This window comes from Streptomyces sp. NBC_01260 (assembly GCF_036226405.1).
Classification (GTDB): domain Bacteria; phylum Actinomycetota; class Actinomycetes; order Streptomycetales; family Streptomycetaceae; genus Streptomyces; species Streptomyces laculatispora.
Genome location: NZ_CP108464.1, coordinates 9043636 through 9066922 on the forward strand (window position 1 = coordinate 9043636; position 23287 = coordinate 9066922).

The window sequence follows — 23287 nt, forward strand, 5'->3', positions numbered from 1 at the left end:
GCCGGCGATGGGCCTGCCCTCCACCGGACTGGATATCCGGCATCGGGCGACTGCGGGCAGTTCCCACGTTCACCACGGAATCGATTGACGGGTGAGGTGCCCAGCTCTACCCCGGCAGCATCGCCACGCTTACGCCGCAGGCTTTCGGCGTGGCCTCCCCACCGGTAGGTAGATCCGGCTTCGGAGTCGGCCGCCGCCATCGGCGACCGTACACTGCATCCGGCCCGCATCCGCCAGGTTGGACCGGTGTCGTAATTACGGGGCGTCAAGCACTGATTCCTCGCGTGCACCTTCCCGTCTCACTACTGAACTTGATTGGGTGATGTCAGGCGAACGGCCCGACATCACCCAATCAAGTTCAGTAGCCGCCGCCGCGCCCGAGGCAAGGTCGGCGGGCGGCCGTCGGTCGTCAACGACGACCTCATCCGGGCGGCCCGGGACATGCTGCCCAACCCCGAGAACAGCGTCACCACCATCGCCAAGATCCTCGGCGTCTCGGTCGGCACGCTCTACAACCACATCCCGGACCTCAAGGAACTGCGGACCTCCCGCGTCCCGCGCCAGCTGGAGGGCAGCAAGTGATCCCCGCCTTCCATCGGGCCAAGGGCGGCGCGGCCCAGCTCGGCGTCACGCCCGGCCTGCCGGGCCCCTTGGGGACATACGAGGAAGAGCGGGTGTGTAGTTGCGGTACAGGAAGTACCGCTGAGCCGATCACGGTCGGCTGGGCGGTGCGCCGCCTGACCGCGCTCCGGTGATCACCCGACAAAGGCGGTGCGGGGAATGTCGGGTGATCGGGGCCGGTGTCGCCGCACGATGGGGGCATGGATGACACGACCTTGGTATCCCGTTTCCTGCGCGACGGCTTCGTGAAGTTGGAGGGCGCGGTAGCGCCGCGTGTGGCCGCGGACTGTGCGCGGCTGCTGTGGCGGGAGACGGGCTGCGACCCGGACGATCCGGCGACGTGGACGCAGCCCGTGCACTGGGTGGCCGGCATGGCGCAGGGGCCGTTCGCCGCCGCGCCCAACTCTCCGTCCCTGCAGCACGCGTACGACCTGCTCGTCGGCGCGGGATGCTGGGAGCCGCGTTACTCGCTGGGCACGTTCCCGCTGCGCTTCCCGCACGAGGAGGAGCCGGACGACGCGGGCTGGCACATCGAGGGGAGCTATCTGCCGGAGGGCGAGAGCTGGTACTTCACCAATCTGCGCTCCCGGGGCCGGGCGCTGCTGATGCTGTTCCTGTTCAGCGAGGTCGGTGAGGAGGACGCCCCGACCCGGATCCGGGTCGGCTCGCACCTCGATGTGCCGAAGGTGCTGGAGAAGCACGGGGAGGACGGGGCGAGCGGGCTGGCCCTCGCGCCCGACCTGGTGGCGGCGTCCGGCCACCGGCCCGTCGTCCTCGCCACCGGGTCCCCGGGCGACGTTTTCCTGTGCCATCCGTTCCTGGTGCACGCGGCGCAACCGCACCATGGGGTGCGGCCGCGCTTCATGGCCCAGCCGCCGCTGATGCCGGCCGCGCCGTACGAACTGGAGCGGGCCGACGGCGCGTACTCACCCGTGGAGATCGCGATCCGCCGGGGCCTGGGCCAGGACACCCCCGGCCCGGACGGGGACGGCACCGATTGCAGCGCAGCGTAACCGTGCCTCACGACCACCGCTGGCAAAGTGGCCGTGAGAGAAGAGGAAGGAGGCCGGGCATGCTGGAGCGGCTGAACCAGGCCATGGAGCACATCGAGTGCCATCTCGACCAGGCCGTCGACATGGAGGAGCTGGCACGCATCGCGGCCACCTCTGAGTACCACCTGCGCCGGATGTTCTCCGCGCTCGCGGGCATACCGCTGTCGGAGTACATCCGGCGCCGTCGGCTCACCCTCGCAGGCGCCGAAGTACTCGCGGGACGTGAGACGCTGCTGGAGATCGCGGTGCGCTATGGCTACAGCTCCGGCGAGGCGTTCGCGCGGGCGTTCCGTGCCATGCACGGCATCGGACCGGGCGAGGCCCGACGTGCCGGCGCCGCGCTCAACTCCCAGTCCCGGATGGCCTTCCGCCTCACCATCGAAGGGAGGAGCAGTATGCGATACCGCGTTGTGGACAAGGCGGACTTCAACGTCGTCGGACTCAAGACCCGGGTACCGCTGGTGCATGCCGGGCCGAACCAGGCGATCATGGATTTTGTCCGCGGGATCGACCCGCCGACCCTGGAGCGCCTGGAGAAACTGTCGGACCAGGAGCCGCACGGCATCGTCGCAGTCTGCGACGGCATGGACCCCAGCCGCGCCGAGGGCACCGAACTCGACTATCACCACGGCGTCATCACCTCTCCGGCCGCTCTGGAGGGCACGACCACGTTGGCTGTCCCGGCTGGCACCTGGGCGGTCTTCACCACGTCCGGGCCGGTACCGCTGGCCATCCAGGAGCTGTGGCGGGACGTGTTCACCGAATGGTTCCCGTCGAACCCGTACCGCACCCGCACCGGCCCTGAGATCCTGCGCACCCGCCTGTCGCCGGAGAAGACCGAGGCCGACGCCGAACTGTGGCTCCCGGTGGAGCCCGAGCACGGCTGAACAAAGCGGCAAGCCCCCGGGGCCGGAGAAGGCCGGGCGCCCGACCTCCGAGACCTACGCCCCGGCCCTGGTCTGCTACGACGACGACCACACGGCGCCAACGGCTGGAACCTGCGCCTGACCCGATAGGTCACGCCTCCGTACGGTCCGGTGCCGGTTCTCCGGCACCGGCCTGGGCATCCGGTGTGAGTGGGCGTGTCGGTGGCAGCGGTTGTGCGTCAGCGGTGTTCGGTTGTTGATTGGCTGGTCATGCGGTGTGGGCGTGTGCTGGTCTGCTGTCATGAGGTGACCAAGTGGCTGCCGTTTAGCCTCGATCGTTCATGGGTCCTCGTCGGTTCGCTGATGGGGACTCTGTGCTTGCGAGGTGCGGAATTTCGTGGGCTGGGGCAGGTTGGCGGCCCGGCTGTCGCGTTGGGTGGGCGCCGGGTTCCACTGCTCCGGGATGTTGCTGGTTCGTCGGGGCGGTTGAAGTGGTTGGTCAGCCGGGGTTCGGCAGGGCTGCGAGTCGCTGGATCGCGCGGGTGATTACATCCGTCCAGGGCCATCGGGCGGTGAAGCGGAGCCAGCGGCGGCGGCCGGTGGTGACCAGCTGGGCAGCAGCGGAGAACAGCCGAAGGCGGAGCCGCTTGGGTTCCCAGCGGCGGGTTTTGCTGGTCAGGGCGAGCATCGGCATCCAGGCGAGGAGGTCGAGTGCGAGGGAGACGATCTCCAGCCAGATCTGGTTCTGTGCGGTGTCGTGCAGCGGCAGGTTGCGCAGGCCGGTGTCGCGGGCGTTTCGGATCCGGTCCTCGCAGCGGGCCCGCCGTCGATGACGTAGTTCCAGGTCGGCGAGCTGGCTGCCCTTGGTGTTCGTCGCGAAGCAGGTGAGCTGGAGTCCGTCGAGGTCGGTGAAGCGCAACTGGGCTCCGGTGTGCGGGCGTTCTTTGCGGACGATCAGCCGCATCCCTTTCGGCCAGGTGGTCAGGTCGGGCATGTCGGTGATCTCTGCGACCCAGGCGCCGGGCCGCTCGGTGCCGTCGGCGTCGTAGGCCGGTGTCCATGCCTTCTTCGGGATCTTCAGGACGGCCTGGTGGATGGCGTCGGTGATGGTCATTCCGACGGAATACGACAGCCACCGGCCCGGTTTGGAGAGCCAGTCGAGGAAGGCATGGGTCCCGCCGGCGGAGTCGGTGCGGATCAGCGTCTGCCGTCCCCGCCGCAGGTGCTTGGGAAGTTGAGCCACGGCGAGGCGGGTGGTCTCGATGTGATCGCTCGCGGTGTTGGACCCGGCGTTGCCGGGCCGCAGCAGCGCGGCCACCGGTTCCCCGGACCCGCTCTGGCCGTGGTCGACGGACGCGACGAGCGGATGATGACCGAAGGTCTTCTTCCAGGTCGCGGTGGCGTCCTGCTTCTCGGAGTGCGCAAGGACGAGCACGCCGTCGATGTCCACGATCGCCGAGCCGTCGGCGGCGGGACCGTTCGCCCCGGCCAGTTCCCAGACATGCGAGCGTACTTCCGCCCGAGCCGACCGGATCGCGGTGAGCGACTTCGGTCCGGCAGCGGCAAGGGCGTCAATGAGCCGTGAAACCGTCGGGTCGGATGCCACTGGTCCGAACACGTCGGGCTCGGCCCGCAGCATGGCGACATCGGCGAGGCAGTCCCCGCCCAGAGCGACTCCGAGCGCGACATCCAGAAGGATCTTGCCTGGATCATGCACCGTCCGCGGTTCGCGCCACGGCTCCAACGCCGTCGATATCGCGGTGTCCAGACCCAACTTGCGGACCGTCTCGACCAACAGCACCGCGCCGGCCTGCGAGACCGTCCCGCTGCCACCGCCCTCGACACGGACACGCGGGTACAACCCGATACGCTTACTCACCTGGAGAGTGCTTCTTTCCGTGCAGCCAACAGGACCCTAGACAAGTCCCATCGTTGCAGGTCAGAAGCACTCTCCGCTTATTTGATCAAGACCCGGACAGGCTCACTCGCGAAAGCCCGAGGCTAGGTTGGATGTCAATGAGTCTGCTCGTGCTGACGCTGTTCGGGGTGATGTCCGGAACCTCGCTGACACGACGGTCATGTTCCTACTGACATATTCTGTGGCTGGTGCCGGTTGCGACACGTCTCTTGGCGTGGTGCTCACTGAGACGCGGGTAACTCATGCGCGAGGTGGAGTGGCAGAGGTGGCGGACCGTCCTCCCTTCCGGCCTCTGTGCCGCAGTAGCGCGGCTTTACGGGCCTGTTTCAGACGCACGGAGACGCCCCCGCCTGGTCGCGGTGCTGGTGGCACTTGCCCGGGCTGTCACGGGGAGAACCGCTCCGGGCGGAAGTCCGCGAGCATCTCGTCTCTCTTCCCGCTCAGGATCTCCGAAGCAAGCAGCCGGCCGATTACCGGCCCGAGCGTGATGCCGCTGTGGGAAACGGCCTCGTAGTAGCCCGGCACGGACGGTACCGCTCCCACCGAAGGGAATCCGTCGGCTGGGATGGGTCGGTTGGCTACCCGCGTCTGAGCGATTTGTGAGCTGCCGAGCTCGGGAACGACGTGCCGCGCCGATTCGTGGAGCAGCCCTGCGAGTTCCGCTGGGTCTTCGCCTGTGTCGATGAGTGCGTCGATCTCGCGGCTGTGGAGGACCACCGAAGAGTCTCCGTCAGGACGGATCTCGATGTGAGGCGCGTGCATGGCCCGGTGAACCGGGACCTGAGCACAGCCGATCCGAGTGACGACGCCGGGTTCCCGGCGCATCGGCAGGTGCCGTGCGATGAGTCCGGCGACGTGGGAGGCGCCGGGGCCCGCTGCGTTCACGACGATGTTGACGTCGAGATTGGTCCCATCGGATAGGGCAACTGTCCGGATGCTCCCGTCAGCACCGATACTGATGTCACAGACCGCGGTGCCGGAGCGGCGTTCGGCGCCGGATGCTACGGCCTGGCTGACCAGGCGGCCGACGAGATGACGTCCGTGCACCCAGGCTTCGTCGGGGTAGAACACGACTGGAACCTCGCCGGGCATGGTGAGAGCAGGTTCGAGGCGGCGGCGCACCTCGGCCCCCGTGCGTACCTCGACTTGGTAGTCCCAGCTAGCCAGCAGTTCGGCTGTTTTCAGGAGCTTCGCCTGGGCTGCGGGATTGTCTGCCCAGCGCAGGTGGCCAGTGGGATACCACCAGGAGTCTGGCCCGATGGTCCTGGCAAGTTCATGATGCGCTGCCATGCCCGCGACGTTCAGGTCGAAGTAGGACTTGCGCGCGGTCTTGTTGCTGGCGTTGACCCAAGAGAAAGACCAGTTGGTGACGCCTTCGCCCGGTTGGCCTGCGTCGATGAAGACCACCTTGGCACCGTGCCGGGACAGGTTCCAGCCCACGCTGGCTCCGAGGGTGCCCACTCCGATGACAGCTACACATTCCGGCCGCTTCGCGGACCCGATCCTCACAAGCGTCTCCTTCTCGGATCACCGGCGAACTCGACTCCCGTTTTCAGCATGCAGGCATGTGGAGCGGTCCCGCTCCAGCCACGACTCGAAGCCGACGTGCTGCCCGGTCGTCGCCGACCAGTACCAGCCCGGGAAATGGCGCGAACCTCTTGCCCACCGAAACGGCCGTACCGGAACCACGTCCTCGAACCTGACCGTCGCACAGTCCAGCAGGGGACGCCGCCGACGCCTGCCTGCGGCATCCACGCACGACACCTCGACGTACGGCACGGCCTCGTCCGTCCCAGCCGGTACAGCCATACAACACCCCCAGCGCGCTCACCCCGCACGACTAGGTTCGCTGTCATAGAAGCCGAAACGGCTGGGTTCGCTGTCAAATGCCTCGATTGGATGACAGCGGTCAAACGGAATGTGTGCCAGAACCCGAGAACCCGACAGCAGATGTTCACCACTTCGGAAGGCGCCTGAGAGGGCCCCGGCATCGAACTTGGCGGCGTCCGCTGACATCCCGGCTGGATGGTGTGGGTCTATTCGATAATCCGATCGAAGAACAGGACTCCGGCGGCGGTTGCTGCCGCGCCAGCCGTGACTGCCACTGGCCAGGGGTTCGCGGCGAGGAAGGTCAGCAGGCCGGCACCAAGGCCGACGAGTGTGGCCAGCAGGAAGATCATGGCGGATCGCTGGTTGAGCAGTGGCCTGTTCGCGTCGGGCTCGGGGGGATTGGTAGAGGCCATCGGTCGTTCCTCACGGGTCGGTGGCGGGTGGAGTGTGTGTCGGGTCTCGCCTGACGGTTTCTGCATTGGTTGGGGTGTATGGCGGCATCACGGAGTAGCCCGGCCGCCTTTGAACGCCGTGCTTGTGGCGGTGGTTGCGCGCGCGGTACGCGCCGCGCCCGCTCTCTACATGACCTGCTCCAAGATGATGGTGAGGTCTTCGTCCTCAAGCGGCAGGATCCCCGCACTGCGCTCGTACTCCCGACGCGCGGTCTCCAGCAGCAGGCGCCAGGAGGTCACTGTGGGGCGACGGCGCAGCAGGGCCCGGCGCTCGCGCTCGGTCATGCCTCCCCAGACGCCGAACTCGATCCGGTTGTCCAGGGCGTCCCCCAGGCATTCGGTCCGCACGGGGCATCCCGTGCATACGGCCTTCGCCCTGTTCTGTGCGGCGCCCAGGACGAACAAATCATCCGGACCGGTGGTGCGGCACGCTGCCTGGCTGATCCAGTCGGTGACCCAGTCGGAGGAGTGCCTGGGCGAGGTCGCGGTATCGGCCGAGGTCTGGGTGATGCCGACGGCGTCGGTGGTGAGTGCTTGGCCGATGGCGTCGTCCTCCAGCCGACTGTGGCCGATGGCCGGGTCATAGTCGGCGTACTCCTCGTCCAGGGCGGCACGGGCTGCCTGTGCCAGCTCGTCGATGTTCATGCGTGCTGCTCCTTTCCGCGGCCGAACCAGGACGGGCGGTAGTTCTCCAGGTGTTCCGCCAGCCGCTGTCGTCCGGCGGAGAGATGCGAGGACACCGTTGAACGCGTGATGTCCAGGTAGAAGCCGATCTGTGTGGGCGACAGATCGAGGAAGAGGTGGAGGCGGAGGCAGTCGGCCTGCTGTAGTGGCAGCAGTTCCAGCGCCTTCTCCACGTCGAGGCGGCAGATCAGTTCGCTGATGCCCCCGTCCGTAGCCGGCCGTTCGTTCATGGTCGTCAGCGGCAAGGCCCTGGGCCTGCGGTCTGTTGCCCGGAAGTGGTCCGCCAGCACGTTTCGCAGGACCTTGAAGCCGAATGCCGGTCGGTTGTCCGCCGACAGGAACGACTGCCCGGCCCGATACAGGTGCAGGAATGTCTGGCTGACCACGTCTTCGGCCTCGTCACGGGTGATACCGCGACTGCGCGCGTACTTCAGGAACACCACGCGGTGAACGTCGTGGAAGTCCGCCAGCTCGTGCGGAAGGATCCCCTGACCGACGCCGGTGTCTACCGCAGGTTTCGCCGAAAGCGCCCAGGGACAGGTGCGGCAGTCGGGCTCGGGTTCCGTGCGACGGCAGACCGGTTGGGAGCAGACAGGCTCGGAGGTGATCGTCATCCTGTGCTCCACCTCCCGCTATCCGCCCCTGCCCGTTGGTTGCGCATCCGGCCCCTCCCGAGATCTTCGACAGCGCACTGCCCTGTACAAGGGATGCCGTCGGCACGCCGCAAAGCGTCCAGCGGTCCGGCGAGCTTTTTTCGCCGTCTTCTGCATGCGCTCTGCAACGGGCCTTCGCAGGCGTTGTATCCGCGCGGCTGCTGCTTGTCACCGTGTGGGGCAGGCGGCGCGGTCGGCTGAACGGGTCGTGGCGGAGCCGGGACACAGGCCGCCCGGAAGTGTCGGGAGCGGACCGTCGCCTCCAGCCTGACCCGTGCGAATGCCGACGTGATCCCGCCCGCCACCGTGGTCTCTACAGCAGTCGGCCAAGCATGTACCGCCACCGGCCCCGCCCCCACACGCCAACCCGCAACGTCCGCAACTCCCCGCACGCGTCGCCCATCCCGGTACGCCGAGGATGCCACCGTCACGGATCTGCGGGTGAGGCCAGGGGTTTCGGTACGCAGCCGTAACAGCAGCAGTCGTCGACAAGACCACGCGGCCCGCCCTGCTGAGGCTTACGCTGTGCCTCCCCTGTCTTCCTGGGTGCGGTGGGCGATCCACTCCGGATCGCGTACGGGCGCTGGTGCCCGCGTCTCGGTGGCCGGGGTGCGTAGGATGCGCCAGCTGGTGCGTGGCGTTGTCACGGTGGCCGCCAGGACAACGACGGCCTGGCGGCCGTTGCCGCCCCGGGCCCATGATCCGGTGAACCGGATCTGATCGGCTGCCCAGGCGCCCAGCCGCTGCCAAGGCCGCAGCCGTCCGAGTAGATAGCCAGCTGTGAGGGCGGCGGCTACGGTCTTGACGGCGTAGGTCACAGCTGCATCCCGGCGGCGGTCAGCACAGCGCTGTCCAGGGGCGGTTTTTCTGATCAGTGGGTGGTGGGCTGGCCTGGGCTGATCAGTTTGGTGTGGGTGGCGATAGTGTTCCGGGTCGAGCTCTCACCGCTTGGTGATGGGGGACCGGGTTTCAGTTCTCTGAGCTGAGCTGCTGTTTCATCAGGTGGAGCGGGTGCTGGTCAGGTGTGGTCATGCTCCGGGTGTGTTGATCAGATTCGTTGAGTGCTGGTATGTGGTCATCCAGTACAGGGCGGTGTCGATGTCGCGGGCGGTCCAGTTGCGGATGGGGTCTGGAGCGGCGGTCAGGAGCTGGTCGATCGCTTCTATGTAGCGGCTGTAGCGTCCGGGTGCGTGGCTGAGGTTGATGCCGAGGGTGTGCAGTCCGTTGTGGGCTCGGCGGTCGTAGACGGCCATGCGGTCCGGTGCGGCTGCTGTGAGGACGGCGGAGGCGAGGGCGTCACCGGTGCGGAAACCGGGTAGTGAGGCCAGGGCTGCTCGGCCGGCTTGCGCTGCCGAGCTGCGGCTGAGAGAGGTGTCCCGGGCGGCGGTCGCGGCCGCGGCGGTTGCGCGGCGTACGTCAGCGTCCGCGAGCGCCATGAGTTCAGAGGCCCAGGGCGTATCGGCCCTGAGCCGTTTCCACATCAGCAGTGCTCCGATGTCGGCTTTGCCGATGCTTCCGCTGGTGCACGCACGGCGTGTCACTTCCTGCAGGGTCTCGTCGTAGTAAGGGCTGACGGTCTCGGTGTAGGCCTGGTGGGCGGCGGCGAGGCGCTGCCATCGATCGGGCGCGAGGGCGAGTGGTTGGTCTGTCACGGCTTGCTGCTCCGTCTTGTCCGGAGGGATGCGGCAGGGGGTGGTCAGCCGCTGACTGGGGGGTTGCCGCGGTGTTCCCGGAGTGCTTGGAGGATGCGTGCCGGGTGTTCGTTCTGGGGGTTGTCGGGGTCTGCTGGGGCGGCGAGGAGTGGGCCGAGGCGGCTGTGCAGCGTGTCGAGGCCGATGAGCGCGTCAAGGCTATGCAGGGTGTCGCTGTCGATGACGGGGAACGGTGGCCGGTCGGGCGGGAGGAGCACGGCGAGGACGCCAGCCTCACCCTCCACGAGCGCGCCGGGTTCCGCGTCATCGGCCATCGTGAGCGCATCGGCCGCCACTGGCGCGACGTCGTCCTCCTGGAACGCCGCAGCCCCACCGTCACCTGACGCGCAGCACGGCTCCCGGCACATCTGGCCCCTTCGGCGTGGCGTCCGGGGCTCACCGGTACGGCGGGCCGGTGAGCCGGTCAGCCCGGGAGTGCCGTCTTCGGGGGTGCGGTTCCATGCCTGCCGGTAGCGCTGAAGTTCGTCGTCGGGGAGGTCCAGGTGGCCTTCGACGCGGATGCTGGTGGTGTCCCACGGTGAGTTCCCGCCGCGGCGGGGGGTGAGCAGGACACCGAGCGTGGCGGTCTGCTCAGCCAGTCCGGTACGCGTGGTGACCTCGTGATGCCGCAGCAGCACGTAAGCCTGAAAAGCGGCTTTGACGCGGGAGTCGAGAAGGGTGGCCGCTCCGAAGATGAGCTGGCGGGTGTCGTCCTCGTGGAGCATGCGCCGAAAACGCCATTTGCAGTGTTCCTCGGGAACCTCGGGTACGTCGCGGAGCATGTCGGCGAGCAGGTGACCCCATTCGGTGCGGGCGTCGACGGGCAGCCGGTCGAGGTCGTACAGGAGAGCGAAACGGTTGGCTTCGGTCAGCGGGGGCTTCAGGGGGCTGAGGGCTATGTCCTCGAACAGCAGGCGGATCACGAGGTGGGCCTGGGTGCCGTCGTCCCCGGCCGGGGCCTGAGGCAGCAGCGGGGTGGAGTAGGCAACGCCTCCGGGGCCCACGAGCTCCGTGTCGAACTGCGCCGGCGAGGCGTCGGCGTCCGCGGCGGCGAACTCGTAGTAGCGCACCGGTTCCTCGCCGAGTGGGACAGAGGGCTCCTTCGCGGCGCGGAAGAGGTAGTCCAGCACTGCAGTGGTGGAGCGCAACTGGTCGAAGAGGAAGTCCCAGTCGCGGCGGGTCAGCGCGATCCCCGGCATGCCGATCTCCTGCCAGGTGACCACCGTGCCCGCGGGGACACCGGGGTGGTCGAGCAGGAACACGGCTATCCACTCGTAGGCGTTGCCGTCGACGTTCAGGATCCGCTCACGGCCGTTGACCATGTCGGCTGGCATCATCCGCAGTTGCCGGACGGTCCCTTTCGCCTGGCTCATCGCCTTGGTGGCCACCTTCTTGATCCAGGCGGCTTCTGCGGTGTCGTCCTTGGGCGCGATGGTGCGGGCCTTGACCTGCACGACCGCACCTCGATGGCCGGCCAGCAGCAGGCGGTCACCGAGTTCACGGAGGCCTGATCCTTTCTGGGCGTGGGCGGCCTGGCGGAAGACGAAGTCGGGCAGACCCCAGGCCGCCGCGGCATGATGGGCCGCCTGTTCCGCCGCAGGGCCGTGCTCGACGCCCGGGGCCAGAGGCAGCGCCGGCGGGACACGGCGGGTGTAGACCCCGGCCGGAGGGTCGACGACGAGCGTCAGCGCGGTGGCATCGTCCTCGTCGACGAAGCGCCACAAGGCAGAAGGTGATGGGGTCATGGGCGCCATTAGACGCGACCGGTCGCCCCGGGCGCCCAGGTTTTCCGCACAGGCCGGCACTGTGCCTGGCCGCGCATCAGCTAGCGGTGGTTTGTTGACGGCGGGTCAGGGCCGTAGTAGGCCGGTAGCAGAGGAACGTCGCCTCGCCGCCTGGGGGCTTGTGATGACTCGCCGTCTGCCGTGTCCGCCCGCTCCGGGCCCGCTGGAAGCCTACGCCGCGCGCTTCGATGACCTGCTCTCGACGTTGGCACAGCGCCGCGGGTTCCGCGAGTACCTCGCGGGACTGCTGCTGCCGCGGGACCGGAACAAGACACTGAGCTGCCTGGCCGGCGCCGAACCCGTCGTCGGGGCCCAGCGCGCCTCGGTACAGCGGCTGCAGTTCTTCCTGTCCGAGTCGTCCTGGGACCACGAGCAGGTCAACGCCCGCCGACTGGAACTGCTGCTGACCGATCCCGCGACCGCCCCGCACCCAGGCGGGGTGCTGGTGATCGACGACTCGGGCGACCGCAAGGACGGCAAGGCGACCGCGCACATCGGCCGCCAGTGGCTGGGCCGGCTGGGCAAGACCGACAACGGCATCGTCACCGTGACCACCTGCTGGGCCGACGAGAACCTCTACTACCCGCTGCACGCCGTGCCCTACAGCCCCGCCCATCACTTCCCCAAGGGCAAGAGCGACACCGGCTTCCGCACGAAGCTGCAGATCGCCGCAGAACTGGCCCACACCGCGAAGGCTGCCGGGGTGGCCTTCCGCGCCGTGGCCGCCGACTGCGCCTACGGCGACCAGGACGGCTTCCGCAGACAACTCGCCTCGGCAGGACTGCCGTTCGTCATGGCTCTCAAACCGAGCCACGGCACCTGGGCCCACGGCAAGGATGCCTACACCCCCGTCCATGCCGCCCACGCCTTGACCTGGACGGACCCCGAGCACCCGGGTGGCTGGACCTCCGTCGAGCGCACCTTCCGCGACGGACACACCGAGACCTGGTGGGCCGCCGACGCGACCCTTGGCTGGTGGGGACCCGACGGGAACGTCCGTCTCGTCGTGGCCACCACCGACCCGGCCACCCTTCCCCCGCAAGCCACCTGGTATCTGGCCACCGACCTGCCCCGCCCCGGCGGACCCCGCGAGGCCGACAACCCTGAACCGGCCGCCGACCTGCATGAAGTCGTCCGGATCTACGGCATCAGGCACTGGATCGAGCAGAGCTACAAGCAGATCAAGGACGAACTGGGCTGGGCCGACTTCCAGGTCCGCTCCGATACCGCCATCCGCCGCCACCAGACCCTGGTCACCTGCGCGTTCTCGTTCTGCTGGGACACCTGGTTCGCTCAACCTCCGGACCGGGAGCCCGCCGTCGTCCCCACGGCCCCGCCGACTGTCACAGCGGTGGGGCCGGCTGAGAGGGGGCCCAAGCAGAACCCACCAGCCCCAACCGGCCAGCTGGCCGCAGGCAATCCGCGCCGTCCGGGCCTGGCTCGACCCCTGGACCACCCTCCAACGCTGCTGGCGAGCCTGGAGCAACGCACCCCCGCCACCCGAACTTCAAGCCCTGATCAACGCCGTCGGCGCAGGCCACCCACTCGATCTCTACTCCCCGGTCTAGGTCCTGTTTCTCGGATCTCCTGACCTGCGAGGGGTGTTGGGGCCAGGCTGGGTTCATGGGCCGTGGGGATCTGACGAATGCGGAGTGGGATCGGCTGGAGTCGTTCCTACCTCCTGGTGGTACGCGTGGAGGTCGGTGGAGCGATCACCGCCGGGTGATCAACGGGGTTCTCTACCGGGTGCGGACCGGCGTGCAGTGGCGGGATCTGCCGGAGCGATTCGGGCCATGGGAGACGGTCTATAAACGACATCGTCGCTGGTCAGCCGATGGAACCTGGCAGATGCTGCTGTCTCGCATCCAGGTAGCCGAGGACGCCGAGGGCGGCATCGACTGGGACGTGTCGGTGGACTCGACAGCCGTGCGAGCCCACCAGCACGCCGCCGGTGCGAGGAAAGCGCCCCCGGCCGCCGTCCCTCAAAGGGGGGCCAAGTGGGGGACGAACCAGGTCGATCCGGTACTGCGGAGACTGACCATCCGCCTGGAGGAGGTGGTCAGGTCGGCGAATGTCTGGGACGTTCCCGCGGAGGATTCACCACCAAGATCCACCTCGTTGCCGAGGGACGATGCCGGCCCTCGCCTTCGTCCTGACACCCGGACACTACGGAGACGGACCCCAGCTCGAGCGGGTGCTGGAACAGGTTCTGGTGCCGCGAGCCGGAGTCGGCCGGCCACGCACCCGGCCCGACCATGTCTTGGCGGACAAGGCCTACACGTCCCGGAAGAACCGCCGCTACCTGCGACGACGCGGAATCCGGCACACCATCCCCGAACGTCTCGACCAGCAGAGACACCGCAAGAACCGAGGTTCACGCGGCGGTCGGCCTACCGGTTTCGACAGCGAGCTCTACAAGAAGCGCAACACCGTCGAACGCACCATCAACCGCCTCAAAGGCTTCCGCGCCGTCGCGACCCGCTACGAGAAACGCGCCTACATCTACCTCGGCACCGTCACACTCGCAGCACTCATGATCTGGCTCCGTACATGATCCGAGAAACAGGACCTAACAAACCACCGCTAGTTGTTGCGGGGCATGACGTTGATGGCGCTCGCTTGCCGGCGTGCGGCGAGCCGATAGATTCTGGACTTCAGAATCTATAAAGCGTTACGGTGAGCGGCATGGGTAGGCCACGGTCATTCAGAGAGTCCGACGTGCTCGACGCGGCGGCGGGCGAGTTCCGCGTGCACGGCTTCGCCGACACGTCGACCGAGAAGCTCTGTGAAGCGGCGGGCGTGCGGCGTAGCAGCCTCTACAACGCCTTTACCTCTAAAGAGGAACTGTTCGTAAGGGCGCTGGAGCGCTATGTGAACGTCACTGGCGGCAGGCATGAGTCGATCCTGACCGATGAGAAGCTCAGCGGCGCGGCGCGCTTGGCCGGCCTGCTCGGTCTCGTGATCGGCGAGGAGCGCGAGGCGGCTGTCCGAGGGCACGCCGCTGGATGCATGGCGGTGGCCACACGCATGAATCCGGATCTGGGAGTGCGAGACGCTCGCGTCGAGCGGATTCTCGACGGGGCTCTGCAGCAGCAGATCGCGCTGCTCAGTCAGGCCCTCCGTGCGGGACGGCTCGATGGCACCTTGAGGTCGGACTTGCCGGTGCGGGAGGCTGCGCTGTCCGTCGTCGCCCTCATCTCTGGGTTGCGGGTCATGGCCCAGGCCGGTACTCGACCTGAAGAGCTCGACCGGATCGCACGACTGGCGCTTGGGGCGCTCGTGGCCTGAGCGTCACAAACGGTCAAGCATTAGCGTCCTTGTGGGCGTCACTTCCGTATGCCCTGATTTTGAATTCTCAAATACAAAAGAATGGATTCGCCGGTCGACACACGGACTCGTCGATCGGCGGAGGAAGGTCCTGAAGTGAAACGACAGCTCTATGTGCTCATGCTGACGATCCTCGTCGTGGTGATGAGCGAGCTCCAGATCGCCGGAATGATGCCGGCGATCGCCGACGATTTCGGTGTGAGCACCAGCCAAGTAGGCCTGTTGGTCTCCTTGTACGCCTTGGGCATGGCGATCGGAGGCCCGCTGCTCGCCTTCGTCTTCCGGCACAGCCCACCCAAGCGAGCTCTGCTGACCGTGGTCGTGGCCTACGCCGTAATAGAGGTGATGGTTCCGCTCGTGCACGCGTACTGGTGGGTGGCACTGGTCCGCATCCTGACTGGATGCCTGGCCGGTGCCGGGTTCGGACTGTCGGTCACCTTCGGGGCACGCCTGGCGCCGCGTCCGGAGAAGATCGGTGAAGCAATCTCGGTCGTGCTCGGCGGAATCATGGTCGGGACCGTGATCGGCCTGCCCTTGTCCCACTTCATCGCTGGCCGGTGGGGATGGCAGTCCAGCTTTTACGTACTCGGGGCCGCCGCGTTCCTGCTGTTCGTGATCAGTGCGGTCGCACTTCCGCCTCTGGCAGCTGCCTCTCAGGATGATGCCGCCCAGGACATACGCAACCTGCGCTCACCCCGGTTGTGGTCGCGGTACCTGGTCAGCCTGCTCACGGTCGGGGCCGCCTACGCTTCCTTCTCCTACTTCACCCCGCTCCTTGAACAGAGCGCCGACTTCGCCACCGACACCACGACCCTGATCCTGCTGGGCTACGGCCTCTGCTCCTACGTCGGCAATCTGATCGTCGGCAAGTTCGCCGACCAGCACGCAGTGAAGGTGCTGCGGTTCGGGCACACGCTGCTGTTCGTCTCACTGGGACTGCTGGCGCTGCGCGGCCATGTGCCGGCCGTGGCACTCGGGATGGTGCTCGTCGTCGGCCTCTCCGGGGTGACGATGAACCCGGCACTGGTCACCCGGGTGGCCGAGATCGGTGGTGTCGGCAACCTGGTCAGCACCGTGCACACCGCGGTCATCACTATGGGCGTCACCCTGGGGACCGCTATCAGCGCCATCACCATCAGCCTGTTCGGAGACGACCCCGCCGTAGCGATGTGGACCGGCGCGGCCTTTGCCGTCCTGGCCGCCCTGGTGCTCGCGACCCAGACCAGGCGGACGGCGAGCACAAGCCCGATCATGGCGTCCCTTCCGGCCGGAGGCGAGCAGAGCGCAGAGGTGAAGTCATGACGACGCACGCCAACGCTTCTTTGTCTGTTGAAGGACGACGACGACTGATCGAACGTTGCAAGAGCCGCCCCATCGCCCACGTCGCGGCTGAGATGGGAATCTCACGAGCCTGCACATCCAAGTGGGTCAACCGCTGGCGCCAGCATGGCGACCTCGGCCTGCAAGATCGCTCTTCGACACCCCATGTCAGCCCGAGCGCCACGTCAGCGGAGGTCATCGAACGATCTTGCAGCCCGGTTCGACAGTGACGGAGTGGTGTGGTCAGGTTCCCAGGTCGGCGTCTCGTGCCAGCAGTGCGGCCTGCACTCGGTTCTCGCAGTCCAGCTTGGTCAGGATCCGGCTCACGTACGATTTGACCGTGGCCTCGCTCATATGGATCCGCTGACCAGCGTCCGCGTTGGACAGGCCCTCACCCAGCAGTGCCAGGACCTCCAGCTCGCGGTTGGTCAGCGCGTCCAGCCGGCAGCGGGCCTGCTCAGCACGGTGGGCGCTCTGGCTGGACGCCAACGAGTCCACGACACGGCGGGTGGCACCCGGCGACAGGTACGCGTCTCCGGCCGCGGCAGCCCGGACCGCGCGCATGAGTTCCGCGGGCGCCGAGTCCTTGAGCAGAAAGCCCACGCTGCCCCCAGTCAGTGCGCGCAGTACGTTTCGCTGTTCCCCGAAGGTTGTCAGGATCAGCACCCGCGTGTCAGGCACGGTCCGGTGCAGCTCGGCCAGGGCCGTCAGTCCGTCCATGACCGGCATCTGGATATCGAGCAGCACGACGTCCACGCGGCGGGTCTGGGCCAGTTCGACAGCCTCACGGCCGTTCACCGCCTCGGCGACGACTTCGATGTCGTCGGCGGAGGAGAGGATCATCCTGACGCCTGCCCGGATGAGCGGCTCGTCATCCGTGACGAGAACCTTGATCATGACTCCCCTGCGCGGTCCTTGAGTGTCTACCTGCGGTCACTCGCCATCATCCCTGATCGAGCGCCCGCTACTCCTCAGTTCCTCACCTCGAAAGACTTCTTCTCGGTCAACTTGCCGTCCTTGAAGCAGAACCGGAAGACCGGCTCCTTGTCCGGATTGTTGCTGGACTCCGTGGAAGTCAGGCTGAGGCACTTCGCGCCCTTGGGCACGGGCGGCGCATCCGTTTCCAGGCCGTCGGTCACGAAGGAGTTCTCCTTGGGCAACTGCTTGCGGATCTCTGCCTCGGACTGGCCCACCTTCACCGCGTCGTACTGCTTCGGCTCGATCCTGGCCTCTTCCGCCTTGTTCAGGAGGAAGTATCCCCCGACGCCGAGGGCGGCGATCACCAGCAGCAGAGAAATCAGTACCGCCATCCCGCAGCCGATGGCTATGCCGCTTCCGTTCTTCCTGCTCATTGCCTTGGCCAGCTCCTTCAGACCGTTCCCATTCATGACGGGACCACCCTCGTCCAAGGAGTCCCCCGGGGTCTGCTGCCAAAAGGTGTTCGTTGGATCAACGAACGTCGTCGTCACGTTGCCGGGCTCGGGGCTCGGGATCCCGCCTTCCGGCGATGTGTACGGCAGCACGCCCGCCAGCCGGAAGCCGCCGTCCGCCGTCGGGCCCGCGTGCGCCAGGCCCCCGATGAGCCGGGTCCGCTCACCGAGCCCGGTCAGCCCCTGGCCGCCGCTCACCACGCCCCGGCCGTTGTCCGTCGTCCTGGTTGCGGGACCGTTGGCGACCTCCACGACCAGCGAGTCCGGCTCATACCGCAGCTCGACGGTGATCGGGGCGCCCGGGGCGTGCTTGTGGGCGTTGGTCAAGCCCTCTTGGACGATGCGGTACGCCGCGTGATCGGCGGTCGGGGGGAGCGGGCACGGCTCGCCGGAGTGCCGCAGCTTCACGGCCGCGCCCACGCTCCGGGACGTTCCTACCAGGCCCTCGATGCCCGCCACCCCGCGCGACAGCGCCGTGGTGTCCTCCGCCTCCGCCGCAGCAGCCGCGACGCCTGGGGTGGTGCGGTCCTCGTGTGGAGCCTCCGTGCTGTCCCGCATCACCTGTACCACCTCGCGCAGCTCATGCATCGCGGCCACCGACGCCTCGCGCAGCACCCCCACTGCCTCCCGCTGCCGTCCGGTCAGCTCGCGGTCCACCTCCAGCGCGCCCGCGTGCACCGAGATGAGCACCAGCTGATGGCCGAGGCTGTCGTGCATGTCCTGCGCAATGCGCTGACGCTCCCGCGCCCGGGCCTGTCCGGCGATCATCGCGCGCTCGCGTTGCTGCTGGGCCTCGTACTCCCGAAGCGTGTCGGTCAGCGTATGGTGCTGCGACCGGTAGCGGCCGGCCAGGCCGGGAACGATGATCGCGACCAGCGGCCACAGGACGCCGAAGACCAAGCGGGGCAGTGAGAGGTGAGGCAGCGCCTGCACGACTGCCAGGCCGAGGTTGAGGACGTATGCGAGGGCGAAGGTGCCGACGGCCCTGCCGACCCCGTCGATCCGCCGCCCCGCCGACCACGCGGCGACAAGGACCAACGGAGCGAGACCGCCGAACAGGACAGAGCCGACGGCCGTCACCAGCAGCACGGACGCGGGCAACGTCCGGCGCAGAAGTGACAGCGCTGCGATCGCCAGCCCGGCGGCAGCGATCCGTACGGTGCCGCCGTGGTCCAGGGCCGCGAGACCTGCTCCCAGCAGCCCAAACGCTACGCTCAGCAGCGATTCGCCCACGATGCGCCAGGGAGACCACATTCCGGGAACCAAGAGAGCCCTGCCCGGGGCAGCCAGCCGCAGGGTAGCCGAACGCAGCCTCGCTGCCAGTGCCTGGCGAGCCGATGCTTTAAGGGCCGTAGATTCCACACGAGTCACCCGGTCACGTTAAGCCCCTCTCAACCCGCTCCGCACCGGCCATTGGTCGCGACGGCCAACGACGAAAGTCCAACCTGGCGTGGCGGCCCGGCATCCGTCGGCCACCCACAAGACCCCGGCCGCAGCAGAGCGCCGACGGGCTCGCCGGACCCTGCCCGGCCGGGGTCGACGAACGCGAACAGCGAGTGATGACCGAAGGCCTTCCGCCAGGTCGCGGCCGCGTGTTCCTTCTGCGAGTGCGCGAGACCAGCACCCCGTCGATGTCCACGTTCACCTCGCCGCCCGCGTTCGGGGCCGCCTGGCCCGCCAAGCACCCAGCGTCGGCAACCCAGCCTGCTGCGGTGACACCCCGCCCCGCCGCGATCCTGCGCGAGGTCCAGGAGGACATCGACGTCCCCGGCGGCCTCTTTCCCGCGCTTGCGCAGCTCGTCTCGGCCGCCGCACGGCGGGCGGAGCAGACCGACCGCGACGGCGACGCCTCTTGCCCGCTGCACGAGGCCGCCGCCCTGTTCACCGACAACGCCGGGCCACGCCTGAACTGGGCGGCCCGCGCCCTTCACCCGTGACAGCGCCGATCCCGCGCCTTCTGCTCCTGTCCGATCACATCGAACGGATGCGGACCACCCTCGCCCCGCCGCACTGGCAAGCTCTGTGGGGTCGGCAGGCGGCCGCTCTGGCGGAGGTCTTCGAGGAGTGCGCCGACCTCGTGCCGGCCGCGCGCCGCGAGATCGCCGAACGCGGCCTGCGCCTCGATCTCCCCCTGGGCATGAGGACGGAGTTCGACCGATGACGGCCCGCCCTGCTCCCGCGCCCCTGTCGTCGCTCACCTTCCGGGACGACGAGAAGGTCTTCAGCCACGGCGGCTACCAACTCCTCGACGACATTGCGGTGCCGCAGTTCGGCGACACCCGGTGCTGGCCGGCCGACTGCCTCGGCCGCCCGGCCAATCGGAAGCCGTCGGAGTGGCGGTTCGCCTTCTCCCAGGATGACCCGCTGATCAATCTGCAGCTGCGGGAGTACTGCTTTGCCCTGCTCAACCCCTCCCACCCGGTCTTGCGTAAGTCGCTGATCTTCCTGCCCGCCGTGCCGCTTGCCGTCGCCACCATCAATGCGTCGATGCTGGAGATCAGGAAGGTCATGCGCTGGGGCCGCGAACAGGGACTGCCGGCAGACCTTGGCCTGTGGGACCAGGAAGACTGGCACGAGGCGATCGTTCACAAGGCGTCCCAGGTCGAAGGCGCGAAGACCGTCGCCTTCCACGTGACGGCTATCCGCCGCCTGCGCCAGCTCGCCGAGGTCATCACCGGCATCAGCCCCTTCGACGACCCGTGGGGCGACGAGACAGCCGAGGCCATCGGAGCCAAAGCGTACGACGAGGACATCCCCAGCAAAGACACGCTCGCCACCCCGTCCATCCCGCCCGAGACCTGGTGGCCGCTCCTGCGCGGAGCCTGGACCTACATCCACACCTTCGCCCCCGACATCTTCCGCTGGCGCGACCACTTCGCCCAGCAGAGGCAACCACGGCCCGATACACCGCTTTCCACCAGCGCACGACCGACCCCTGCCGAAGACACCGACACCCTCTTGGAGGAGTGGCTCAGTGCGCCGGGCAACGCGGTGCCGGTCCACGAGGTCGACTACCAGAACACCAAGGCGGGGACGCCTATGTGGACTGCCCTCAGCAAGATGGTCACCAACGGCAGAACGATGAACATCTTCGGGGCGAACAACACGAGCAGCAGGCCAGAGAAGCGACGAGCCATCGTCCTCGCCGCGATCGGTGAAGGCCGCGTGGCGACCGCAACGGCGGGCGTGGGCCGTGGCAAAGGCTCCGCCGCGCCGAGCTACATCGCGCCGGGCACCGGTCCGGGCGTCACCCAGGAACAACTGGACGACGACGTACGACGCTGGCTGGCCGATCCCTCCACGCTGGTGCCCGTGCACGCCACCGACGACCACGGGAAGACGGGAGAACCGATCTGGGCGATGGCCGCCCGCATGATCTGGGGTCCCCCTCCCCCAGGGGCCCACCGGAAGCGGTACGCCAAGAGATTCGACCCGCGCCACCGGACAGGAGCGGCACGCATGCGACTGCTGAGGCAGGCCGTGGCCGCCGGCCGCGGCCTGCCCGTCGATCTTGGCGTCGGAGTGGGCTGGCGCGCCTACCCCCTGCAGTGCCCGGACGCCGCCCACATCCACCGTGAGGACGGCACATCGGCGCCGTGGCGAGCACAGATCAGTGCCATAGAGCTCACCTTCGAACTGCACATGCTCAGAGCAGCGGTGTACGTGTTCGTCGCGGCGCTGAGCCTGATGCGCGACTCGGAGGTCCAGGAGATTCAGCGCGACGCCGTACGTACCTACTTCGGCTCCCCAGCCATCGTCTCCCGCAAGACCAAGATGGACCCGGCGCGCCCGGAACTGCACTGGTGGATCATCGAGCCGGTCGCTGAGGCTCTCGCGGTCATCGAGGAGCTGTCCTGGCACTCCACGCACCTGTTCGTGGCGCTGGCCCCGCCCACCGGAAAACAGACCCACACCGAGCCCGGAATCCAATCCGAGGCCGAGATCGACTTCTTCATCAACGCCGTCAACACCACTGCTCACCAGCCCGGCCTGGCCAAAATCCCGCCCGCGCACGTCCGCTCGCACATGTTCCGCAAGACCATGTCGCAGCTCGCCGGACGTGAACCCGACTCGGAGATCGCGCTCGGCCTCCAGCTCAAGCACGCCGCGCGCCGGGCGTTCGCCAACCGCACCACCCAGGCGTACGCACAGATGGACGCGAGCTGGGCCAAGGAGTTCGACACCGAACTGCAGTAGGCCGCCGCCCGCAAACTCGTGGATTTGCTGCGTGGCCGCCGCCAGGGCGAGCGCGTCGCGGTCGGACCCGGCGCCGCCCGGCTCCACGCCGGCCTCGACAAGGTCATCGCCACCATCGACAACGATCCACAGCTACGGGCGCAGATCGCCGACGAACGGGTCGAAGAGGCCCTGCTCGCCGACGAGTTCCCCAACCTCCACCTGGGCACCGTCAACCACTGCATGTTCGACGCCCCGCAGGCCGAGTGCCAGGACGAGCTCCCTGAGGATCAGCGCGGGCTGGCCCCGCTGATCGGCGCCTGCCAGCCGGCCCGCTGCCGCAATTCGACCATCACCCGTGCCCACGCCCCGTACTGGGTCGCGGAAGAGGACGACCTGATCGCATTGTCCAAGGACCTGCGGTTGTCGCCCCCGAACCGAGAGGCGGTCTTCGTCCGACTCGCCGACGTCCAGCGCATCACGCGCGCACTCGAAGAGGAAGGCACCGCCTGATGCCGGTATCCGCAGCGTCCGCCGAGAAACTGAGAGCGGCCATGGCCCGGCTGCTGGCCGGCAAGCCCCTGCACACCGACGGCGCGCTCACCAAGGAGAACCTCGCCCGCGAAGCACAGGTCAGCCACGCAACAGTGCACCGCGCCGAAGACGTCCTCGCCGAGTGGGACGCGCAGGTCGTCCGCCCCGTCCTGCGCACACCCGGGGAGGTCCAGCGTGACGAGACGATCGCCGAGCTCCGCAAGCAGCTGCGCGGGGCGAAGGCGCAAGTCGCCGAGCAGCAGGGGAAGCTCGATGCCCTCGCCACGGTGACGGCGAACCTCTACGCAGAGAACCTCGCGCTGAAGAAACGGCTCGGACGCAAGGGCGTGGCGGTCTTGCACACCGAAGATCACGAATAGCTGGCCCCGCCCTCTCCGCGTTGCCTGAACCTCCCCTCTCGAGGGTGGCCGCCGCCAGCGCCTCGCATGATCACGGCAGCATCACGCCGTGCCGCATCGCATTCGTCGCTTAGGATCCGCCCCCGGTTTCGGCACGGGCGACCCTTAGCTGCTCAGGCCGAGGAGTCGTCCCGATAGCAGTTCAGAACCCTGGGCTCACCCAGTGAGCCATGACTCCGGTGCGTCCGTCGCCACCGCTGCTGACGGCAGCGACGCCGGCCGCGGGCCCTTGGCGGTGCGCGTAGAGCGCCACTTGGTCCTGGGCGGCGAAGGTGTGCAGGAACGTCTGCCCGGCGGTGGTCTGGAAGCCGAAACCCGCGGCCGACTGAATGCCGGACACTGCTTCACTGCCCTCAATGAGCACACCGTTTTTGTACAGCGCTGTGCGGCGCTGACACCGGCCGCTGTGACGAAGCAGCCTTGTTGGCAAGGAGCGGCCTGCTTCGTCGCTGGTGAGCCGACCGTGACGTCCGGTAGTTGGCAAGCCGAGCGCAAGTCAGTTGGCACGTTGTGGTCACGGGCGGTGATCT

General features: G+C 67.9%; 21 protein-coding genes and 5 pseudogenes. 14 read left to right on the plus strand and 12 right to left on the minus strand.

Translation table 11 applies throughout. From position 1 onward, the window contains the following. Positions 1–315: 315 nt before the first annotated feature. From OG322_RS40365 to OG322_RS40375, 3 genes are all read left to right on the plus strand, one after another. Entirely contained in the window at positions 316–582 is a 267-nt protein-coding gene (locus OG322_RS40365) for a helix-turn-helix domain-containing protein (RefSeq protein ID WP_329305864.1), read from the plus strand. Positions 583–821: 239 nt separating this feature from the next. Then, entirely contained in the window at positions 822–1634 is an 813-nt protein-coding gene (locus OG322_RS40370) for a phytanoyl-CoA dioxygenase family protein (protein WP_266413005.1), read from the plus strand. Positions 1635–1693: 59 nt separating this feature from the next. Next, the gene (locus OG322_RS40375; RefSeq protein ID WP_123466040.1) at positions 1694–2560 is read left to right on the plus strand and encodes an AraC family transcriptional regulator; all 867 of its coding nucleotides are present in this window, start codon (positions 1694–1696) and stop codon (positions 2558–2560) included. Between the two features lie 478 nt (positions 2561–3038). Here the strand turns inward: OG322_RS40375 and OG322_RS40380 are convergent, their stop codons facing one another. The 8 genes and pseudogenes from OG322_RS40380 to OG322_RS40415 all read right to left on the minus strand — a co-directional run bounded on the left by OG322_RS40380 (position 3039) and on the right by OG322_RS40415 (position 9728). Next, on the minus strand, positions 3039–4418 hold the full coding sequence (locus OG322_RS40380; RefSeq protein WP_329305863.1) for an IS1380 family transposase: 1380 nt from the start codon (positions 4416–4418) through the stop codon (positions 3039–3041). A 423-nt stretch (positions 4419–4841) separates the two neighbouring features. Then, the gene (locus OG322_RS40385) at positions 4842–5966 is read right to left on the minus strand and encodes an NAD(P)/FAD-dependent oxidoreductase (RefSeq protein ID WP_329305862.1); all 1125 of its coding nucleotides are present in this window, start codon (positions 5964–5966) and stop codon (positions 4842–4844) included. 60 nt (positions 5967–6026) lie between these two features. Further along, positions 6027–6266: pseudogene (locus tag OG322_RS40390) on the minus strand (TnsA-like heteromeric transposase endonuclease subunit); the annotation flags it as partial. A gap of 227 nt (positions 6267–6493) precedes the next feature. Beyond that, positions 6494–6700 (minus strand): hypothetical protein, encoded by a 207-nt coding sequence (locus OG322_RS40395; RefSeq protein WP_123466047.1) that lies wholly within the window; start codon positions 6698–6700, stop codon positions 6494–6496. Positions 6701–6865: 165 nt separating this feature from the next. Further along, positions 6866–7249: a WhiB family transcriptional regulator gene (locus OG322_RS40400; RefSeq protein WP_123466571.1), complete on the minus strand. Its 384-nt coding sequence runs from the start codon at positions 7247–7249 to the stop codon at positions 6866–6868. A gap of 131 nt (positions 7250–7380) precedes the next feature. Further along, a complete protein-coding gene (locus OG322_RS40405; protein WP_123466049.1) occupies positions 7381–8037 on the minus strand; it encodes an RNA polymerase sigma factor in 657 nt (218 codons plus the stop codon). Between the two features lie 557 nt (positions 8038–8594). Further along, positions 8595–8894, minus strand: a complete 300-nt coding sequence (locus OG322_RS40410; RefSeq protein ID WP_123466051.1) for a hypothetical protein — start codon at positions 8892–8894, stop codon at positions 8595–8597. A gap of 210 nt (positions 8895–9104) precedes the next feature. Continuing rightward, the gene (locus tag OG322_RS40415; RefSeq protein WP_260147226.1) at positions 9105–9728 is read right to left on the minus strand and encodes a hypothetical protein; all 624 of its coding nucleotides are present in this window, start codon (positions 9726–9728) and stop codon (positions 9105–9107) included. Between the two features lie 266 nt (positions 9729–9994). On the opposite strand from OG322_RS40415, the pseudogene OG322_RS40420 reads away from it, so the two are divergent. The 6 genes and pseudogenes from OG322_RS40420 to OG322_RS40445 all read left to right on the plus strand — a co-directional run. Then, positions 9995–10111 (plus strand): annotated as a pseudogene (locus OG322_RS40420) (GNAT family N-acetyltransferase); the annotation flags it as partial. Between the two features lie 1564 nt (positions 10112–11675). After that, on the plus strand, positions 11676–13142 hold the full coding sequence (locus OG322_RS40425) for an IS701 family transposase (protein ID WP_329305861.1): 1467 nt from the start codon (positions 11676–11678) through the stop codon (positions 13140–13142). 32 nt (positions 13143–13174) lie between these two features. After that, a pseudogene (locus OG322_RS40430) lies at positions 13175–14105 on the plus strand (IS5 family transposase). Between the two features lie 164 nt (positions 14106–14269). Beyond that, positions 14270–14839, plus strand: coding sequence for a TetR/AcrR family transcriptional regulator (locus OG322_RS40435; RefSeq protein ID WP_260147227.1), 570 nt, complete (start codon positions 14270–14272; stop codon positions 14837–14839). Between the two features lie 135 nt (positions 14840–14974). Next, positions 14975–16180, plus strand: coding sequence for an MFS transporter (locus OG322_RS40440; RefSeq protein ID WP_123466062.1), 1206 nt, complete (start codon positions 14975–14977; stop codon positions 16178–16180). Then, positions 16177–16404, plus strand: a pseudogene (locus OG322_RS40445) (leucine zipper domain-containing protein); the annotation flags it as partial. The gene OG322_RS40440 and the pseudogene OG322_RS40445, both read left to right, overlap by 4 nt. A 37-nt stretch (positions 16405–16441) precedes the next feature. Here OG322_RS40445 and OG322_RS40450 read toward each other — a convergent pair. From OG322_RS40450 to OG322_RS40460, 3 genes and pseudogenes are all read right to left on the minus strand, one after another. Then, on the minus strand, positions 16442–17095 hold the full coding sequence (locus OG322_RS40450; RefSeq protein WP_123466064.1) for a response regulator transcription factor: 654 nt from the start codon (positions 17093–17095) through the stop codon (positions 16442–16444). A 74-nt stretch (positions 17096–17169) separates the two neighbouring features. Further along, positions 17170–18882, minus strand: coding sequence for a sensor histidine kinase (locus tag OG322_RS40455; protein WP_123466066.1), 1713 nt, complete (start codon positions 18880–18882; stop codon positions 17170–17172). A gap of 206 nt (positions 18883–19088) precedes the next feature. Beyond that, positions 19089–19309: pseudogene (locus OG322_RS40460) on the minus strand (IS1380 family transposase); the annotation flags it as partial. Between OG322_RS40460 and OG322_RS40465 the strand changes: the two are divergent. The 5 genes from OG322_RS40465 to OG322_RS40485 are packed head-to-tail and all read left to right on the plus strand — an operon-like array spanning position 19260 to position 22718. Then, the gene (locus OG322_RS40465) at positions 19260–19565 is read left to right on the plus strand and encodes a hypothetical protein (RefSeq protein ID WP_266413011.1); all 306 of its coding nucleotides are present in this window, start codon (positions 19260–19262) and stop codon (positions 19563–19565) included. The pseudogene OG322_RS40460 and the gene OG322_RS40465 sit on opposite strands and share 50 nt — an antisense overlap. After that, on the plus strand, positions 19562–19789 hold the full coding sequence (locus OG322_RS40470; RefSeq protein ID WP_123466068.1) for a hypothetical protein: 228 nt from the start codon (positions 19562–19564) through the stop codon (positions 19787–19789). Before OG322_RS40465 ends, OG322_RS40470 begins: the two co-directional genes overlap by 4 nt. Next, complete coding sequence (locus OG322_RS40475) at positions 19786–21825, plus strand: hypothetical protein (RefSeq protein WP_123466070.1); 2040 nt, start codon at positions 19786–19788, stop codon at positions 21823–21825. Before OG322_RS40470 ends, OG322_RS40475 begins: the two co-directional genes overlap by 4 nt. Before the next feature lie 24 nt (positions 21826–21849). Then, on the plus strand, positions 21850–22317 hold the full coding sequence (locus tag OG322_RS40480; RefSeq protein ID WP_123466071.1) for a hypothetical protein: 468 nt from the start codon (positions 21850–21852) through the stop codon (positions 22315–22317). Continuing rightward, positions 22317–22718, plus strand: a complete 402-nt coding sequence (locus OG322_RS40485) for a hypothetical protein (protein WP_123466072.1) — start codon at positions 22317–22319, stop codon at positions 22716–22718. The genes OG322_RS40480 and OG322_RS40485 overlap by 1 nt, the downstream gene beginning before the upstream one ends. A gap of 181 nt (positions 22719–22899) precedes the next feature. Here OG322_RS40485 and OG322_RS40490 read toward each other — a convergent pair whose 3' ends face one another. Further along, positions 22900–23097: a hypothetical protein gene (locus tag OG322_RS40490; RefSeq protein ID WP_123466073.1), complete on the minus strand. Its 198-nt coding sequence runs from the start codon at positions 23095–23097 to the stop codon at positions 22900–22902. Between the last annotated feature and the right edge of the window lie 190 nt (positions 23098–23287).

Coding starts and splice junctions, on each gene's coding strand:
- OG322_RS40370 (WP_266413005.1), top strand. CDS start 822: ATGGATGACACGACCTTGGTATCCCGTTTCCTGCGCGACGGCTTCGTG.
- OG322_RS40375 (WP_123466040.1), top strand. CDS start 1,694: ATGCTGGAGCGGCTGAACCAGGCCATGGAGCACATCGAGTGCCATCTC.
- OG322_RS40395 (WP_123466047.1), bottom strand. CDS start 6,700: ATGGCCTCTACCAATCCCCCCGAGCCCGACGCGAACAGGCCACTGCTC.
- OG322_RS40405 (WP_123466049.1), bottom strand. CDS start 8,037: ATGACGATCACCTCCGAGCCTGTCTGCTCCCAACCGGTCTGCCGTCGC.
- OG322_RS40425 (WP_329305861.1), top strand. CDS start 11,676: ATGACTCGCCGTCTGCCGTGTCCGCCCGCTCCGGGCCCGCTGGAAGCC.
- OG322_RS40450 (WP_123466064.1), bottom strand. CDS start 17,095: ATGATCAAGGTTCTCGTCACGGATGACGAGCCGCTCATCCGGGCAGGC.
- OG322_RS40455 (WP_123466066.1), bottom strand. CDS start 18,882: ATGTGGTCTCCCTGGCGCATCGTGGGCGAATCGCTGCTGAGCGTAGCG.
- OG322_RS40465 (WP_266413011.1), top strand. CDS start 19,260: ATGTCCACGTTCACCTCGCCGCCCGCGTTCGGGGCCGCCTGGCCCGCC.
- OG322_RS40475 (WP_123466070.1), top strand. CDS start 19,786: ATGACGGCCCGCCCTGCTCCCGCGCCCCTGTCGTCGCTCACCTTCCGG.
- OG322_RS40485 (WP_123466072.1), top strand. CDS start 22,317: ATGCCGGTATCCGCAGCGTCCGCCGAGAAACTGAGAGCGGCCATGGCC.